18 protein-coding genes are annotated in these 15,216 nt (G+C 70.3%); 9 read left to right on the top strand and 9 right to left on the bottom strand.

Features of this window, described 5'->3' with window-relative positions:
- Positions 1 to 2 precede the first annotated feature (2 nt).
- Entirely contained in the window at positions 3 to 842 is an 840-nt protein-coding gene (rsmI, locus tag EJK15_RS13140; protein WP_206060824.1) for a 16S rRNA (cytidine(1402)-2'-O)-methyltransferase, read from the bottom strand.
- Positions 843 to 930: 88 nt separating this feature from the next.
- Between rsmI and EJK15_RS13145 the strand changes: the two genes are divergently transcribed.
- Complete coding sequence (locus EJK15_RS13145; protein WP_138710672.1) at positions 931 to 2,565, top strand: dolichyl-phosphate-mannose--protein mannosyltransferase; 1,635 nt, start codon at positions 931 to 933, stop codon at positions 2,563 to 2,565.
- A 112-nt stretch (positions 2,566 to 2,677) separates the two neighbouring features.
- Entirely contained in the window at positions 2,678 to 3,880 is a 1,203-nt protein-coding gene (locus EJK15_RS13150) for a hypothetical protein (protein WP_171074274.1), read from the top strand.
- Between the two features lie 18 nt (positions 3,881 to 3,898).
- Here the strand turns inward: EJK15_RS13150 and EJK15_RS13155 are convergent, their stop codons facing one another.
- A complete protein-coding gene (locus EJK15_RS13155; RefSeq protein ID WP_138710673.1) occupies positions 3,899 to 4,297 on the bottom strand; it encodes a MerR family transcriptional regulator in 399 nt (132 codons plus the stop codon).
- A gap of 78 nt (positions 4,298 to 4,375) precedes the next feature.
- On the opposite strand from EJK15_RS13155, the gene EJK15_RS77500 reads away from it, so the two are divergent.
- Positions 4,376 to 4,690: an MBL fold metallo-hydrolase gene (locus EJK15_RS77500; protein ID WP_420847054.1), complete on the top strand. Its 315-nt coding sequence runs from the start codon at positions 4,376 to 4,378 to the stop codon at positions 4,688 to 4,690.
- Entirely contained in the window at positions 4,597 to 5,529 is a 933-nt protein-coding gene (locus EJK15_RS13165; protein ID WP_138710674.1) for a DUF5996 family protein, read from the top strand. Before EJK15_RS77500 ends, EJK15_RS13165 begins: the two co-directional genes overlap by 94 nt.
- On the opposite strand, the gene EJK15_RS74450 is transcribed toward EJK15_RS13165, so the two are convergent.
- Positions 5,501 to 6,121 carry a TetR family transcriptional regulator gene (locus EJK15_RS74450; RefSeq protein WP_338089866.1) on the bottom strand — a complete coding sequence of 207 codons (621 nt, stop codon included), beginning with the start codon at positions 6,119 to 6,121 and terminating at the stop codon, positions 5,501 to 5,503. The genes EJK15_RS13165 and EJK15_RS74450 overlap by 29 nt on opposite strands.
- Positions 6,025 to 6,465 (bottom strand): MerR family transcriptional regulator, encoded by a 441-nt coding sequence (locus EJK15_RS13175; RefSeq protein WP_138710675.1) that lies wholly within the window; start codon positions 6,463 to 6,465, stop codon positions 6,025 to 6,027. The genes EJK15_RS74450 and EJK15_RS13175 overlap by 97 nt, the downstream gene beginning before the upstream one ends.
- A gap of 45 nt (positions 6,466 to 6,510) precedes the next feature.
- On the opposite strand from EJK15_RS13175, the gene EJK15_RS13180 reads away from it, so the two are divergent.
- Positions 6,511 to 7,116 (top strand): class I SAM-dependent methyltransferase, encoded by a 606-nt coding sequence (locus EJK15_RS13180; RefSeq protein WP_138710676.1) that lies wholly within the window; start codon positions 6,511 to 6,513, stop codon positions 7,114 to 7,116.
- A gap of 78 nt (positions 7,117 to 7,194) precedes the next feature.
- Entirely contained in the window at positions 7,195 to 7,980 is a 786-nt protein-coding gene (locus tag EJK15_RS13185) for an alpha/beta fold hydrolase (RefSeq protein WP_138710677.1), read from the top strand.
- Here EJK15_RS13185 and EJK15_RS13190 read toward each other — a convergent pair.
- Positions 7,961 to 8,899, bottom strand: coding sequence for a helix-turn-helix transcriptional regulator (locus EJK15_RS13190; protein WP_138710678.1), 939 nt, complete (start codon positions 8,897 to 8,899; stop codon positions 7,961 to 7,963). The two genes, EJK15_RS13185 and EJK15_RS13190, sit on opposite strands and share 20 nt — an antisense overlap.
- 90 nt (positions 8,900 to 8,989) lie before the next feature.
- Between EJK15_RS13190 and EJK15_RS13195 the strand changes: the two genes are divergently transcribed.
- A complete protein-coding gene (locus EJK15_RS13195; protein WP_138710679.1) occupies positions 8,990 to 9,475 on the top strand; it encodes a VOC family protein in 486 nt (161 codons plus the stop codon).
- A gap of 16 nt (positions 9,476 to 9,491) precedes the next feature.
- Here the strand turns inward: EJK15_RS13195 and EJK15_RS13200 are convergent, their stop codons facing one another.
- From EJK15_RS13200 to EJK15_RS13210, 3 genes are all read right to left on the bottom strand, one after another.
- The gene (locus EJK15_RS13200; protein WP_138710680.1) at positions 9,492 to 10,160 is read right to left on the bottom strand and encodes a haloacid dehalogenase type II; all 669 of its coding nucleotides are present in this window, start codon (positions 10,158 to 10,160) and stop codon (positions 9,492 to 9,494) included.
- Positions 10,157 to 10,741, bottom strand: coding sequence for a TetR/AcrR family transcriptional regulator (locus tag EJK15_RS13205; protein WP_138710681.1), 585 nt, complete (start codon positions 10,739 to 10,741; stop codon positions 10,157 to 10,159). Before EJK15_RS13205 ends, EJK15_RS13200 begins: the two co-directional genes overlap by 4 nt.
- A gap of 99 nt (positions 10,742 to 10,840) precedes the next feature.
- Entirely contained in the window at positions 10,841 to 13,522 is a 2,682-nt protein-coding gene (locus tag EJK15_RS13210) for a hypothetical protein (RefSeq protein WP_138710682.1), read from the bottom strand.
- Positions 13,523 to 13,834: 312 nt separating this feature from the next.
- On the opposite strand from EJK15_RS13210, the gene EJK15_RS13220 reads away from it, so the two are divergent.
- Together EJK15_RS13220 and EJK15_RS13225 are read left to right on the top strand one after the other, a co-directional pair.
- Positions 13,835 to 14,146, top strand: a complete 312-nt coding sequence (locus tag EJK15_RS13220) for an AraC family ligand binding domain-containing protein (protein WP_138710683.1) — start codon at positions 13,835 to 13,837, stop codon at positions 14,144 to 14,146.
- A 69-nt stretch (positions 14,147 to 14,215) separates the two neighbouring features.
- Entirely contained in the window at positions 14,216 to 14,761 is a 546-nt protein-coding gene (locus EJK15_RS13225; RefSeq protein WP_276615390.1) for a helix-turn-helix domain-containing protein, read from the top strand.
- Here the strand turns inward: EJK15_RS13225 and EJK15_RS13230 are convergent.
- On the bottom strand, positions 14,689 to 15,141 hold the full coding sequence (locus EJK15_RS13230; RefSeq protein ID WP_138710685.1) for a DUF2000 domain-containing protein: 453 nt from the start codon (positions 15,139 to 15,141) through the stop codon (positions 14,689 to 14,691). The genes EJK15_RS13225 and EJK15_RS13230 overlap by 73 nt on opposite strands.
- Positions 15,142 to 15,216: the final 75 nt, after the last annotated feature.

Genomic DNA, 15,216 nt, shown 5'->3' on the forward strand with positions numbered 1-15,216 from the left:
CACTATAGGCGTTTGTGAACCAGGTCATACAGTTCCCTTTTGGGGATGCCCGCCCCCTTCGCCACGTCGGCGATGGCGAGCTTGCGCTGCGCGCCCTCCGCGACCCTGCGGTCCACCTCGGCGACCAGCTCGTCCGGGTCCGGCTCGCTGTCGCCGGCCACGTGCCCGGCGACCACGATCGTGATCTCGCCCTTGACACCGGCGGCCGCCCACTCGGCCAGCTCGCCGAGACCGCCCCGGCGGATCTCCTCGTACGTCTTGGTCAGCTCGCGGCAAACGGCGGCAGGCCGGTCGGCGCCGAACGCCTCGGCCATGGCCTCCAGCGAGCTCGCCAGCCGGTGCGGCGCCTCGAAGAACACCATCGTGCGCTCCTCCCCCGCCAGCGCGGCCAGCCGGCGGGCCCGCTCGCCGGCTTTGCGCGGCGGGAACCCCTCGAAGCAGAACCGGTCGCTGGCCAGCCCCGACACGGCCAGGGCGGTGGTGACGGCGCTCGGCCCGGGCAGCGCGGTGACCGTGATGCCCGCGTCGACCGCGAGGCGCGTCAGGCGGTATCCGGGGTCGGAGACGCCCGGCATGCCGGCGTCCGTGATGATCACGACCGTGCGGCCCTCCTTGAGCGTCTCGACGAGCTCCTGGGCCCGGCCCGCCTCGTTCTGGTCGTAGTAGGACACGACCCGGCCCGAGATCTCCACGCCGAGGTCGGCCGCGAGTCTGCGCAGCCGCCTGGTGTCCTCGGCGGCCACCACGTCGGCGCTCTGGAGCACCTCGCGCAGCCGGGGAGAGACGTCGCCCGCCTGGCCAATGGGGGCCCCTGCCAGCACCAACCTGCCGTTTACAGTCACCTGACCATTGTGGCAGGGGATCCCAATTAGACCGTGTTTCTACGTTTCCCTACGTACCCACTCGCCTTGAGCCCCGTACGATGTCCGAATGGCGGTGACCGATTCCCCGTACCAGGCCTACGACAACTCGGAGGCCGGCGAGAGCCTTCCTTCGACGCCGTCCCTGCGCGATCGGGTCATTCCCCCCATGCGCGGCAGCGCGCTGTGGGGCTGGATCGGCCCGCTGCTGGTCATGGTGTTCGGCGGTGTCCTGCGGTTCATGAACCTCGGCCATCCGAAGGCCGTGGTGTTCGACGAGACGTACTACATGAAGGACGCGTTCTCGCTGATCACCTGGGGTGTCGAACGGGTCGCGATCAAGGACGCGGACAAGGCGATCCTGGCCGGCAACACCGACATCTGGCAGAAGTGCACCCAGGAGACGCTCGACAAGTGCGCCTCCTACGTGGTGCACCCGCCGCTGGGCAAGTGGATGATCGGCATCGGCGAGTGGCTGTTCGGGCTCAACCCGTTCGGCTGGCGCTTCGTCGCGGCCGTGATCGGCACGCTGTCGATCCTCGTCCTGGCCCGGCTGGCGCGCCGGATGACCCGCTCGACGCTGCTCGGCTGCTTCGCCGGACTGCTGCTGGCGCTGGACGGCCTGCACTACGTGCTTTCGCGGGCGGCGCTGCTGGACATCTTCCTGATGTTCTGGGTGCTGGCCGCGTTCGCGTGCCTGGTGGTCGACCGGGACCAGACGCGGGAGCGGCTGGTCACCTGGTACGAGAACTCGCCGATCTCGCCGCAGGGGCCGGGGCTGGGGATCAGGCCGTGGCGGATCGCGGCAGGGGTCTGCCTGGCCCTGGCGATGTCGGTCAAGTGGTCGGGGCTGTTCTTCGCGGTGGCGTTCGCCATCATGTCGCTGATGTGGGACTTCGGCGCGCGGCGGGCGGTGGGGCTGCGGCACCCGTACACGGGGGCGTTCAGCAAGGACGTGCCGCAGGGAGTCATGGCGTTCGCGATTGTGCCGTTCGTCACATACATGCTGACCTGGGCCGGCTGGTTCGCGACGAACACCGGCTACGGGCGCAACTGGGAGCGCGCCACCTCGGCAGGCAATCCGTTCTTCTTCGCCTTCGACTCGATGCGGTCGTGGATCCACTACCAGTGGCAGGTCTTCACCTTCCACAGCGACCTGGCGACCTCGCATCCCTACATGTCGGAGCCGTACCAGTGGCCGCTGCTGCTGCGCCCCGTAGCGTTCTTCTACGAGGGCAAGCAGAACGTCTGCGGCGTCAAGGACTGCTCGGAGGCGGTGCTCGGCGTGGGCACGCCGGTGATCTGGTTCGGCGCGGTGGCCGCGCTGGTGGCCCTGATCGCCTACTACTTCTCCTCGCGCGACTGGCGGGCCGGGGCCGTGCTACTGGCCTACGCCGTCGGCTGGCTGCCGTGGTTCTACTTCGCCCTCGCCGACAACCGCACGATGTTCCTGTTCTACGCCATTCCGATGGTGCCGTTCATGGTGCTGGCCATCACGTTGTGCGCCGGGCTGCTGATAGGTCCCTCCAGGCCGACGGCCTCGGGCGACATGCCGGTACGGCGTACCGTCGGAGCCGCCGTGGTCGGCGCCTTCGCCCTGCTCGCGCTGATCAATTTCTGGTGGCTGCATCCGATCCTGTCCGCCGAGGTGATCCCCTACACGGAATGGAAGGCGCGGATGCTGTTTGACAATCGGTGGATCTGACCCGCTCACAGCCTGATCAATCGTGCTTTCTTAGGGTAGTCACTTGCAAGACCCAATACGCACAGCCTTCGGTCATCGTCAGCACTGGGGTCGATACGGCAAACTTCGAGGCATGAGTGCACCGGATGTCGCCGCCCTTCTCGCCGAGTTGGAGCGCTCTCACCCGGAACTGGCCGAGGAGGCCAGGACCGCCGTCGAATGGTTGACCGGTGGGGAACCTCTGGAGACGGTGACCCAGCTCGATGTCTGCGAGTTCCTCTGGTACACGTTGCCGCTCAAGGTCGGCGGCGACCACGAGCGACTGGCACGCTCGCTCGGGCGGCTGCTCCAGCTTGGCGGGATGGAACGTTACGCCGCGTTGTGCGTGTCCCCCACGACCCTGAAGATCCTGCGCACTTACGCACGTGAGGGCGAGGACGCCGGGACCAGCGCCTACCAGCAGGCGCTCGATGCCACGGGCGTGCTCCCGCCCGACGTGCCGGAACTTCAGTGGAGCATGATCATGGGTCCGGAGGAGCTGGGCGCGCACATCGCCTGCTCCGCCGCTCTGGAGCTGGCCATCGTCGCCGGCGAGGCCGTCGACCGGACCGCCCTGACCCGCCGCTGGCTCACGGAGCCGCGCGCCGATCTGGGCGGCGACAGCTGGCTCAACCGGGTGCACGGCGAGCGGCTCAACCGCTGGGTGCTGGGGCGCGGCCCGGCCCGGCGGGAGCTGGCCCAGCCGTTCGAGGTACGCCTGCACGCACCCGTGACCCCGCAGCCCCTGCCCGCCCTGCACGGGCTGCTCTCACTGGCCGATCGGGAGGGCACCCTGCCGCTGCGGCTGGCACCGTCGCCCGAGGCGCTGCGGCTGCGCGAGCTGGCCGAGCGGGAGCTGGGCGCCATCAGCCGCACCGGCGCGCGGCTGGCCATCACCGACTACGGCAGGCGCCTGCTGCGCTCGCCCGAGACCATGTGGACGGCGGTCACCCGGCTGCTGCTGGCCAAGGGGGAGCACGAGTTCGAGGTGTCGGCCAGGGAGGCCGCGCTCATGTTGCTCGCCGACGGCACGCTGATGTCGCCGGCCCAGCTGCGCGAGCGGGTCGCGGAGGTGGTCGGGGGCGAGGGCTGGCATCCGGCCACGAGCCTGCAGGACGTCGCCGCTCCGGTGGCGGACCTGGTCGCCCAGCTCACCGCGCTGGGGCTGGCGTTCAGCGACGAACTGGTGGTGCGGATGGACCGGCCGGGGCAGTTCGCAGCCCTGGCGGCGCTGCGGGCCCACGCGCTGCGCCCGAGGAAGTACGTCAGCTCGGGCCGGCCCGCCGGACCTCGATAGTCGCGCACCGTTCGGCTTTCATCCTCCCGGCACCCTCCCTACGGCGAGCTTGAACTCGGGACACTCGACGAGCGGGTCGTGCTCGCATACCGCCGCGTGGCGCAGGCTGTCGCGCAGCCGCGTCAGCTGTGCCACCCGCGCGTCCACCTCGCGCTCCTTGGCCGCCATACGCTCGCGCAGCCGCGTGTCCGACGGCCTGGCGCGCAGGAACTCGGCGATCTCGGAGAGCGTGAAACCGGCGTCGCGGGCGCAGGTGATCAGCGCCAGGCGCTCCAGGGTCTCGGGCCGGTACGCGCGCCGCAGGCCGTTGCGTCCCTCGGCCTGGATGAGGCCCTTGCGCTCGTAGAACCGCAACGCGGAGGCGGCCAGCCCGCTCTGCCTGGCCACCTCGCCGATGTCGATCAACGTATCCGTCATGACCTGGCCCCTTGACTTGAACCGCGCTTCAAGTCGCAGTCTAGCCACATGCGGATTCATCATCTCAATCTCGCCTCCATGCGCGAGATCGACTCACTGGACGACCGGCCCGCCGCGCTCGGCCACGACCCCGCCGACGTACGCCACATCGTGCTCACCCACCTGGACGTCGACCACAGCGGCGGCCTGCCGGACTTCCCCGACGCCCAGGTGCACGTCATGGAGGCGGAGCTGGCCGCTGCGCCGACGGTACGACCCTTGGGAACTGTCCGATTACGTAGGGTAGCTACGATATGGTCATGGAGCTCTTCCCTGCCATGCCGCTCGCGGAGTGGGCCGAGGCCAAGGAGACCTTTCACCGGTTCGCACAGATCGTCGGCAAGATCCGCCTGACGTCGAGCAACCGGCGCAACCACTGGTGGCACGTGCCCTTCCATCCGACCGGGCGCGGGCTGACCACCAGGCCGATGGGCGGGCTGGGCGAGCAGCCGCTGTTCAGCATCGACTTCGACCTCGTACGCCACCGCCTGGTGGTGGACGTGGTGGACGGCCGCAGCGCGGAGTTCAGCCTGATCGGCCGGTCGGTGGCATCGTTCGACAAGCGGCTGTTCGACACGCTGGCGGGGCTGGGGATCCGGCCGGACATCTGGGCGGTGCCGTTCGACCTGGGCGACGACACGCCGTTCGCCGAGGACATGCTGCACGCGCGGTACGACCCTGTGCTGATCAACCGGTATTGGCGGATCCTGTCTCAGGTGGCGCAGTTGCTCGACCGGTTCGCCGCGGACTTCTCCGGCAAGACCAGTCCAGTGCACCACTTCTGGCACACGTTCGACATCGCGGTCACCCGGTACACCGGGCGCATGGCATACGTCTCGCCGGAGACCGACCCGGTGACGCGCGAGTCGTACAGCCGGGAGGTCATCAGCTCGGGGTTCTGGTTCGGCGACAAGGAGCGGCCGTGGCCGGCGTTCTACTCCTACACCGCGCCCGAACCCGAAGGACTGGAGCGGGAGCCGCTCCGTCCCGAGCAGGCCGAGTGGATCGCCTCGCGCGGCAGCCACCTGGCGATCCTGCGGTACGACGACGTCCGCGCGATGGGCGATCCGGTCGCGGCCGTGCTGGATTTCCTGGACAGCGCCTACCAGGCGGGTGCCCGGCTGACGGGGCTCGATGTGGAGGCGCTGGCCTGTCCGGGGGGCGTCACGGACCCGTACCATCTGAAGGCCTGAACACACGAGAGCGCCCGCCCTCCGGAGAGGGCGGGCGCTCAACGAGTGCGTACCGGTGTGCAGGTCGCCTCTCGGCGAAAGGCACAACGCGGCTCCAGCCGAACGGTAATCCGCGAAGGCAATAGGTGAGGCCCGGGGACACTGGACACACCGGCCACGATTTATGTAACCACACCTGCCGGGCGAACATTCCCCACCCGGCCCCACATTTTCCGGCGTGTCGGCCGGCGATCAGGCCCGGGAGGCGGAGCCGAGCAGGGCGTAGGTGACCGTCTTGCGCCGGCGCGGCGTCACCCCCTCCTTCAGCGCCGCCCCCTCCTTCAGCGGCCTTACTCCTGAGGGCGGTGATGTCGCCGCGGCGCAGGCCGCCCGAGGCGGCGAGGGCGCCGGCCACCGCGCCGATCCTGGCCAGGTAGCCGCGCAGCGCGTCCTTGTCGCCGAAGGCCCGGAAGATGGTGCCCTCGCCGATGCCCGCGGCCCGGGCGATCTGGGCGCTCACTCCGTCAAGCGGCCAGCTTCGTGCATGGCGGCGAGCTGGGCGAACGTGTAGCCCTCGAGGAGCTGGTCCACCATGCCGATCCAGTGCTCGCACTCCCGGGCGGGATGCTCGGCCGGGCACTCGATGGCCTGCCGCAACACCCACTGCGCCGCCCTGGCCCGGTGGATGAGCTCCTCCAGCACGTCGATCTGCTCGGCCGCGGCCGCGCGCCACTCCTCCCCCGGCGCGTCCAGCACGGCCCCGGCAGTGTCCAGCGAGACGCCGAGCTGCTGCATCGTCCGCAGGAAGACCAGGCGCCGCAGCTCCTGCCTGCCGTACATGCGGCGCCCGCGGCTGCGGGTCACCGGGACGACCAGGCCGCGTTCCTCGTAGTAACGCAGCGCGGAGGCATTCATGCCGAGCAGGCGGGCAGCTTCGCCGATGGAAACAAGGTCCATGTTCCCATTTGACTTCAAGTCGGCTTGAAGCGCTTTGGTGAAGGTATGGCTATCAAATCGTGGGTTACGGGCGGAACCATCAACTCGCCCTTCGCCGAGCCCTCCGGACTGCTCGGGCGGCTGGCGGGGCGGTTCATGTTCTACACCAACCGGCAGGACGAGGTCCTGTCCGTCCTCGATGTACGACCGGGAGAGCACGTCCTGGAGGTGGGATACGGCCCCGGCGCGCTCATCAGGCTGCTCGGCCGGACGGGCGCCGGGCGGATCTGCGGCGTCGACCCCTCACCCGACATGCGCGAGCAGGCCGCTCGCCGGGCAGGCGGGGCCGACCTGCGGCTGGGCACCGCGTCCGACACCGGCTTCCCGGACGACAGCTTCGACTGCGTGGTCACGGTCAACACCGTGGCCCTCTGGCCGGACCTCGGGGACGGCCTGCGGGAGCTGCGCCGGGTCACCCGCCGGGGCGGCCGGGTGGTGATCGCCTGGCACGGCGGCACCGATCCGGGCAGGATCGCCCGGAGCCTGCGGCTGCCCGAGGACAAGCTGGCGCGGATCGAGGAAGGGTTGTCGGAGCTGTTCGACGAGGTCAAGCGGCACGAACTGAAGAGCCTGACGGTCTTCGCCGCCCGCGACGGGTCAGCCGCCGGCTGAGCCCGGACCTTTCCCAGGATCTCGAGGACGACGACCCCGGCTCAGGCGCGACGCCCGGGGTGAGGCACCATCGAGGGCGTGCCTTACGCGACAACAGACGACGGTGTGAAGCTGTCCTACCAGCTCCGCGGTGACGGGCCGCCACTCGTGCTCCTGCAGGGCCAGGCCAACAACCACCACTGGTGGGACCCGGTGCGCGAGGATTTCGATGCCTATCGCACGATCACCATCGACTATCGGGGGACGGGCGGCAGCGACAAGCCCGACGAGCCGTACACCACCCGCGGCTTCGCCTCCGACATCATCGCCGTGCTGGACGAGCTGGGGGTGCGGCGGGCGCACGTGTACGGGACGTCGATGGGCGGGCGGGTGGCCCAGTGGCTGGCGGCCGACCATCCCGAGCGGGTCGGGGCGCTGGTGCTCGGCTGCAGCTCGCCGGGCGGCGCCCATGGGGTCGAGCGTGACAACGACGTACGCAGGTCGCTGGCCCAGCCGGACCGCGTGGCGGCCGAGCGGGCGCTGCTGGAGCTCATGTACACCCCCGCCTGGCTGGCCACCCATCCCGGACCCCATCACACGGTCGGCGATCCTGACATGCCCGCGTACGCCCGCCGCCGCCATCTGGCCGCCAGCGCGGGGCACGACAGCTGGGCCGCGCTGCCCGCCATCACCGCTCCCACGCTGGTCGTCCACGGGACCGACGACGTCTTCAACCCGGCGGCCAACGCCCCGCTGCTGGCCGGCCGCATCCCCGGGGCGGAGCTGCGGCTGATCGAGGGGGCGCGGCACGCGTACTTCGAGGAGTTCCGCTCGGACGCGAGCCCGCTGGTGCTCGGCTTCCTGGCTACCCGGCCGCTCGGGTGAGACGGGCGGCCAGCGCGCGCAGGTGCGTGTTCAGCTCGGGCGGCTCGTGCACCTCGAACTCGCAGCCCAGCGCCGCCAGCCGGAAGGCGAGCCAGTCCAGGGTGTCGGCGTGCGTGCGCAACCGGCAGGTCCGCTCGTCGATCGGGGTGACCTCACCCAGGCTCTTGATCAGCTCAGTGACGGATGTGTGCAGCGTGACGACGGCCTCGTGCGTGGGCGCCGACGAGTAGAGCTTCTCGGCCACGTACGCGGCGGCGTCCTCGGCGGGCGGCTCGCGCGGCACGATCCTGGCGCCCGTCGCCCGGAGGTCGCTGATGCGGTCGATGCGGAAGATCCGCCAGTCGTCGCGGTCGCGGTCGTGCCCGAGCAGATACCACTGCCGCGCGGCCGCGACGACGCGGTGCGGATCGACCACGCGCGTGCTGGTCACGCCGTCGTGGGCCCGGTAGGCGAACCGCACCCGCTCCCGGTTGGCCACGGCCGTCGCCAGCGTGGTGAGCTGCTCGGGATCGACCTCGGGCCCTGCGACGGAGGGCATCGGGACGGTCGCGCTGCCCAGTGATCTGACCCGGTAGCGCAGGCGGGACGGCAGCACCTGCTCCAGCTTGGCCAGCGCCCGTACCGACGCCTCCTCGATCCCCTGCACCGGATGCCTGGCGGCGGTGGACAGGCCGACGGTGATGGCCACCGCCTCCTCGTCGTCCAGCAGCAGCGGCGGCATGGCCGTGCCCGCGACCAGCCGGTAGCCGCCGTCGGCGCCCATGGTGGCCTCGACCGGGTAGCCGAGGGCGCGCAGGCGCTCGACGTCGCGCCGGATGGTGCGGCGGCTGACGCCGAGGCGGTCGGCCAGCTCGCCGCCAGGCCATTCGCGCGGGGTCTGGAGCAGCGACAGCAGGCTCAGGAGACGGGATTCGCTCATGGAACCAGAATGCCGGACGATGTAGGACAGGACCTGACCTACTCCCGGAATAGCGTCGTCATCACGTACTTCCGCATTCCTGGAGGAAACATGACCTTCAACCCGATCCCCGAGGGCTACACCACCGTGACGCCGTGGCTGATCTCGCACGACACGGCCGGCCTCATCGACTACATCAAGAGCGCGTTCGACGCCGTGGAGCTGGGCCGCATGACCGACGACGAGGGCCGCATCAGCCACGCGGAGGTGCGGATCGGGAACGCGGTGGTGATGCTGTTCGACGCGAAGCCGGGCTGGCCCGCGACGCCCGGCTTCCTGCGCCTGTACGTGCCCGACGCCGGCGCCACGCACCGCCGGGCGGTCGAGGCGGGCGGGACGTCGGTCACCGAGGTCACGCACCTGTTCTTCGGCGACATGGTGGGACGGGTCCGGGACCCGTTCGGGAACCTGTGGTGGATCCAGACTCACATCGAGGACGTCTCACCGGAGGAGCTGGAGCGCCGCCTGAGCGACCCGGAGTTCACGAAGGCGATGGAGTACGTCCAGGGTGCGGACTTCTTCCCGGGCAGGCGGTGAGGCGGGCCTGATCCCTTCAGGGCCGGGAAACCGACACCCAGAGATTCGCCAGCGCCCGCAGGTCCGGGGCCGACACCTGCGGGGCGCTCATCACGCTCGGGTACGCCGTCCCGCGCCGGTCCAGGTACGCGCCCACCAGCCCGGCCCGCTGGGCGCCGTCGATGTCCCACGGGTGCACTGCGACCAGGGCCGCCTGGCCGGGGCTCACGCCGGCGCGGCCGACGGCGTAGTCGTAGGCGGCCGGGGCGGGCTTCCACACCCGCGGGCCGCTCACGTCCAGCCTGGCCTCAACGAGGTCGAGCAGCCCTTCACGGCCCAGGATCCCCTCGGTCATGGCCGCGGCGCCGTTGGTCATCGTGAACAGGCGGAGGCCGGCCGCGCGCAGCATCCGCATCCCCTCCGGCACGTCGGGATGCACCCGCAGCTCGGCGAATCCGCTCAGCACGTGGCCCACGGCCTTGTCGTCCAGGCTCAGCGCTCGGAGGACGTCCTTGGCGATCTGGGCGAACTCGGCGAACCCGCCCGCCGCGGTGATCGCGAAACCGTCGCGCAGCACGCTCGCGAACCAGGTGTCCATCAGGTGGCCGGGCAGCCCGACGTCCTCGAACCTGACCCGCAGCGGCTCCATGTCGGTGAGCGTCTCGTTCACATCGAAGATCACTGCCTGCGGTCTGGCGTTGTTCATCTCTGATTCTCCGGGTTTCTCAGGGACTCGAGTGCGGCGGACACGCCCCGCCGCAGGCCGGTGGCGTCCGCGCCGGCGCGCGAGCGCAGGTTCACCCCGTAGGCCAGCAGGGTGAGCATTTCGGCGACCGCGTCCAGATCCAGGTCCGGGCGCGGCTCGCCGGACTCGAGTGCGGTGCGCATCGCCGTACGCAGCCGGTCCTGATGCTGGTCCAGCACGCGGCGCACCTGCGGGTCACCGCCGTCGGCGTGGGCGTTGGAGACCATGCATCCCCAGCGCGCGTGCTCGCCGGCGCACCGGGCCTCGATCAGCCGGTCGAAGAAGTCCTCGATGGCCGCCAGGCCGCGCCCGTCGTCCGCCAGGGCCTGGAAGATCGGCTGCGACCGCTGGTCGACGTAGCGGCGCAGCGCTTTCACGTACAGCTCTTGCTTGCCGCCGAAGGTGGCGTACAGGCTGGAGCGGCTGAGCCCGGTGGCCGCCACGACCTCCGCGATCCCGGTGGACGCGGCGCCGCGCCGCCAGAACAGGCGCTCCACCTGCTCCAGCACCGCGTCAGGGTCGAAATGCTTCACATCCGGCATCGACACTTCCTATCTTGGAATGACTATTCCAAGATAACGGGATATGTCGTCCGTCCGCAACGCGCCGGACCAACTCATCGGCCGCCCTGGGTGTCCGCCTTACTTGGGCCCGGGAGTAGGCCCACCGGTGGGAGCCGTCGGAGAGTGCGAGATCGTCGGCAGGGGCGCCGGCCTGAATGAATCGGTGATGCCGCTCGCCAAGGTCGTGGTCACCGTCGTCGCCGCGGCGATGAGCACCGCGGTGAGCGGCGCGGCGAGCGCGCGGATGCTCCGTACGCTGCGAATCTTGGCCCACGGCTCCTCGGCCAGGCGCATCAGCCGCCATTCCCAGAACAGCCCGAGGCCGATGGCGAAAAGCGCCGTCTCACCGGACACGACCGCCAGGAGTGTGAACTTCTCGCCTGTGTCCAACTCGGCGCCGGTGAACTGCGTGAACTTGGTGGAGATCTGGACCGCGACCCCGGCGAGCAGCAGGTTCAGCGCCTTGGCCAGCGGCTGGTCACCGCGAACACGCGGGTAGAAGAAGCCGAAGACGAAGCCGAACGCGGGCATCGTCAGCAGGGTGCGGCAGGCGTACAGGATCGCGAAGGGGTTGTCACCGAGCGGCCACTGGTGGACCAGGGCCAGCGGCAGGGTCAGGACGAGCCCGACGCCGGCCCCGATCAGCCCGTTCTCCCACGGGGGCCGTCCGGCGGTCGTGGCGAAGGCGAGGTCGGGATCGATCGGGGCCCCGTTCGTGTCCGCGATGGCCTGCTCCAGCGATCTGCGCTGCTCTTCGTAGTCGGTCACGGAAACCTCGCCGGAGGCTATCCGGCCGCGTCCCGTGCGGAAGAGGTCCCTCTCCGCGGACTGCATGAACCTGCGCCGGATCGCGGCCTGGATCGCCGACCGGTGGGCCGGCGGCGAGGTGATGACCAGGCTGGGCGCCCGCAGCGCGGCAGGTCCGGACAGCAGCCAGGCGAGCGCCGCCCAGGCCAGCAGCGAGGAGATCCCCACCCCGCCCAGCGTCGGTGCCAGGTAGAGCGTCATCAGGACCAGCACAGACGTGGCGTACGCCTCCGGTTTGATGATCGCGTCCGGACTTCGACCGAGCCGGCAGAGCCGGATAACGAGGAAGACGAGGACGGCGATCGGCAAGGCGAACGGGAGAAAGTCGGCGAGCGGGGCGGTGCCGACCTGCTCTGGGCTTGACACGAAGATGGCAGAGAGGGCGACCATGGCGGCCAGGCATAGGAACGCGTCCTGAACGGACCATCGTCCCGTGCTCACCGCCAGCCCCGATGCCAGCACCGCCCACCAGAGCAGGTGCACGACGACGATCACAACATAGCCGAAGGAGTCCGGCAGAAGTTCCGCCCGCAGGAACAGAACCACCGAGAGTCCGAGCGCGGCCAGCGCCGCGGAGGGTAGTGCCCACGCGCGCCGACCAGGCAGGAACAGCAGCGCCAGGACAAGCGCGAGCAGCGACGCGGCCGCCCAGGTGGCGGTGCCCTCCGTGAAGACCAGGATCCAGCCCGCCGTCACGATCCCGGCAAGCAGGGCGATGGCGGAGGCGAGCGGCATCCACCGGGATAACGACCAGCGCGGCGGGCCGAGACGCCGGAGGGCGTGATGCACGGCTATCCCGGCCAGGAGCAGCTGGCCACTCATCCCCACGAGTTCCTGGTCAAGCCACCGGTTCCACCAGAGCAGCGCGAACACCGTGAAGGCCGCCACCAGGATCCAGTTGAGGCGGCGCCGCCACCACGCGCGGCCGAGCGCCCGGGCCAGCATGAGGGCCAGAGCGAGCGAGGTCACCCCCAGCAGCACGGCGTTCACGACGTCACTGGGGTCCTGCTCTGCTGCCGCCTGGGCCACGGGCGGCAGCGTGCCGCCCCCCAGATATGAGCTGAGCTCTTCGGCCGAGGGAACGTCTTCGACCGATATCAGGGCGATACGCGTGGTCGTCTGCCCGGCCAGGTCGAGGGAGCCGAGTCGCAGCGTGGCCGGGATCTGTCCGGAAACGCCCGCGACAGTCCATCCGGCGAGCGAGACGTGGACCGTGTACGTCTCGAAAGGCGGGTCGGACGTCGCAGGATCAGACGTATCCGACTCATCCGACTCCGTCAGCTCCAGCCCGATCAGTGGGCTGCTGTGCAGATACTGGCTGTATCCGATGGCGGTGAGGGTGACGAGGACGCTGCCATCAGGCCCGGGCGAGCTCAGCTTCGGGGGATGGAAGTACGTCCCGTAGTAGTAGGAGGAACCGTCGGTGTCTATCTGCCCGAACGCGGACTGGACGAAGTCGGTGAGGTCCGGGAGGTCTTTGGCGGAGCGGAGGTCCTTCAGCGCCGGGTCGGTCCGGCTGAGCCGTACCGTGTGCACGATGCTCACCTTGACGAACGCCGCATCCGGCGCGGGAGGGGCGACGGTGGAGTTCTCGCTCGTCTCCTTCTTGAAGGGGAACGTGGCCACCTCGGCACCCGTCGCAGGCGCAACGCTGACCTGGGATCTGGCGGTCCGCCGGGGGTGCCCGGGCCGCCACCACGAATCCACTTCGACGGCGGCCGGGGCCTGCGCGACGGTGATGCACGTGGGGACGGGTCCGGGAGTCGCCCTCCAGGCTGACTCACCCAGCGTGACGGCGAGGCAGGACGGCGCGGGCTCCGGCGGATCCGACGAGACCGGCGCCATCTCGACGGCGGCCCAGACGTAGACGCCGAGCGTCGCCAGCGCGAACGCTGAGGCAAGGGCGGTGCGGCCGAGCCGCGCCCTGGAGAAGGTGCGGCTCCTAGCGGTCACGCTGTCAATGCTCGGACGCCTCAGGGGCGACAATCCAGTGCGTACGCTGAACTGTGATACTTCCGGACGAACTCGCCTGGCTGGGGCCCGGCACCTTGATCGAGACCTTGCCACCCCACCCGGTGTACCGGCCTGCGGTCCCTGGCTCGGCGGGATCGCCATCGGCGCCGGGTTCGGCTATCGCTCGCCGCTGTGGGTGAGCGCGCTGCTCGTGCTGGTCGCGCTGGCCCTGGCCGGCGTGGCCGTGGCTGACCTGGTGCTTCACCTGGGCGGCGCGTCCTGGTTCCTGCTGTATGACCTAATCTTGCCGGTATGCAGCTGGTCAGGGACTTGAACGGCATGCAGTTGGCCGTGCTCAGGCCGGCGTCCGGCGGGTTTCCCCGGCACAGCCACGACGAGTACGTGATCAGCACCAACCTGTACGGCCGCGAGGCGGTGCGCCTGGATCGCGCCTCGTTCGACGTCGACCTGGACGAGGTGACCGTTTACAACCCCGGCCAGGTCCAGTGCGGCCCGCGACCTGCCGGTCGGCGGCGACCCGGCACTGATCGAGGAACGGCTGACGCTGGTCCTGCTCCACCTGCTCGACCGAGCCGCCGGCAAGTCAGGCCACGAGATCAGTGACGTGTCCGTTGACGCCAGGATCGGCGCCGTACTCGACCGGCTGCGCGGGGACCTGTCGCCCCACCGTCCCTGGCCGACCTCGCCGAAGGCGCCGGGATGTCCCGTGAGCACCTCATCCGGTCGTTCACCAGGGCCACCGGCTGCCCGCCGTACGCCTGGCACCTCCAGGCAAGGCTGGCCGAGGGACGCCGCCGGCCCCGCCACGGCCAGGCGGTCGCCGACGTGGCGCACGCCCTGGGGTTCGCCGACCTGCCGGCCGACATGCTGCGGCCCGCCGTGCTGTCCGGGGTGGAGCGGCTGCTGGAGGGGCCGCCCCCGAGCAGGCCTGCCCCCCGGGCACCGGGACGCCGACGCGGCCGGCCAGGAGCGATGACCCCGGAGGCGGTCGAGACGGCGCGGCGGATGCACGCGTCCGGCGAGCACACGGCCGCCGAGATCGCCCGCACGCTCGGGGTGTCCCGCGCGACGCTCTACCGCCACCTGGCCGATGAATTTCGAGACACAATTCGCGACACTATTGAGACACCAGCTTGCCGACGTGATCAGCGCAGCAGGGGAAGCCGTCCGGTGAGGCGCTCCACGGCGGGACGCGGGCCGAAGAGGCTGACGGCGTAGTAGGACGGCTCCTCGGTACGGGCCAGCGCGGCCAGGTAGTCGTCGTACGCGTCCGCGCGCTGGGCGATGTCGGCCATGTCGGAGACGATCAGGTCCGCCTCGGCGGCCGCGTCGTGCCTGATCCGGCGCACGACTGCGGCAGGGGCGGCCAGCACCGCGCATCCCGTCCACGGCAGCCCGGCGTGCGCGAGCCCCGAGGCGTCCACGCCGCCCGAGCCGACGATCGCCGGCACCGCGACTCCCACGGAGGCGGCCAGGCAGGCGGCGGCGTTGGCCTGCAGCCCGCGCGGCAGGTCACGGTCGATCACGATCGCCCACTTGACCGGGAGCTCCTTGGTGGGCAGGTCGCCGCGGCGGTCGAGTTCGGTGAGCACGCTCATCTACAGGTCCCTTCTCCGAAGTTCTCACAGCAGACTCACGCCTATACCGTTGCTCCATCAACTCGAAAGCTCAAA

It is taken from the genome of Nonomuraea basaltis (assembly GCF_005893125.1).
Taxonomy (GTDB): Bacteria; Actinomycetota; Actinomycetes; order Streptosporangiales; family Streptosporangiaceae; genus Nonomuraea; species Nonomuraea basaltis.

Coding starts and splice junctions, on each gene's coding strand:
- EJK15_RS13155 (WP_138710673.1), bottom strand. CDS start 4,297: ATGACGGATACGTTGATCGACATCGGCGAGGTGGCCAGGCAGAGCGGG.
- EJK15_RS13145 (WP_138710672.1), top strand. CDS start 931: ATGGCGGTGACCGATTCCCCGTACCAGGCCTACGACAACTCGGAGGCC.
- EJK15_RS13220 (WP_138710683.1), top strand. CDS start 13,835: ATGCAGCTGGTCAGGGACTTGAACGGCATGCAGTTGGCCGTGCTCAGG.
- EJK15_RS13230 (WP_138710685.1), bottom strand. CDS start 15,141: ATGAGCGTGCTCACCGAACTCGACCGCCGCGGCGACCTGCCCACCAAG.
- EJK15_RS77500 (WP_420847054.1), top strand. CDS start 4,376: ATGCGCGAGATCGACTCACTGGACGACCGGCCCGCCGCGCTCGGCCAC.
- EJK15_RS13150 (WP_171074274.1), top strand. CDS start 2,678: ATGAGTGCACCGGATGTCGCCGCCCTTCTCGCCGAGTTGGAGCGCTCT.
- EJK15_RS13165 (WP_138710674.1), top strand. CDS start 4,597: ATGGAGCTCTTCCCTGCCATGCCGCTCGCGGAGTGGGCCGAGGCCAAG.
- EJK15_RS13180 (WP_138710676.1), top strand. CDS start 6,511: ATGGCTATCAAATCGTGGGTTACGGGCGGAACCATCAACTCGCCCTTC.
- EJK15_RS13175 (WP_138710675.1), bottom strand. CDS start 6,465: ATGGACCTTGTTTCCATCGGCGAAGCTGCCCGCCTGCTCGGCATGAAT.
- EJK15_RS13205 (WP_138710681.1), bottom strand. CDS start 10,741: ATGCCGGATGTGAAGCATTTCGACCCTGACGCGGTGCTGGAGCAGGTG.
- EJK15_RS13200 (WP_138710680.1), bottom strand. CDS start 10,160: ATGAACAACGCCAGACCGCAGGCAGTGATCTTCGATGTGAACGAGACG.
- EJK15_RS13195 (WP_138710679.1), top strand. CDS start 8,990: ATGACCTTCAACCCGATCCCCGAGGGCTACACCACCGTGACGCCGTGG.
- EJK15_RS13190 (WP_138710678.1), bottom strand. CDS start 8,899: ATGAGCGAATCCCGTCTCCTGAGCCTGCTGTCGCTGCTCCAGACCCCG.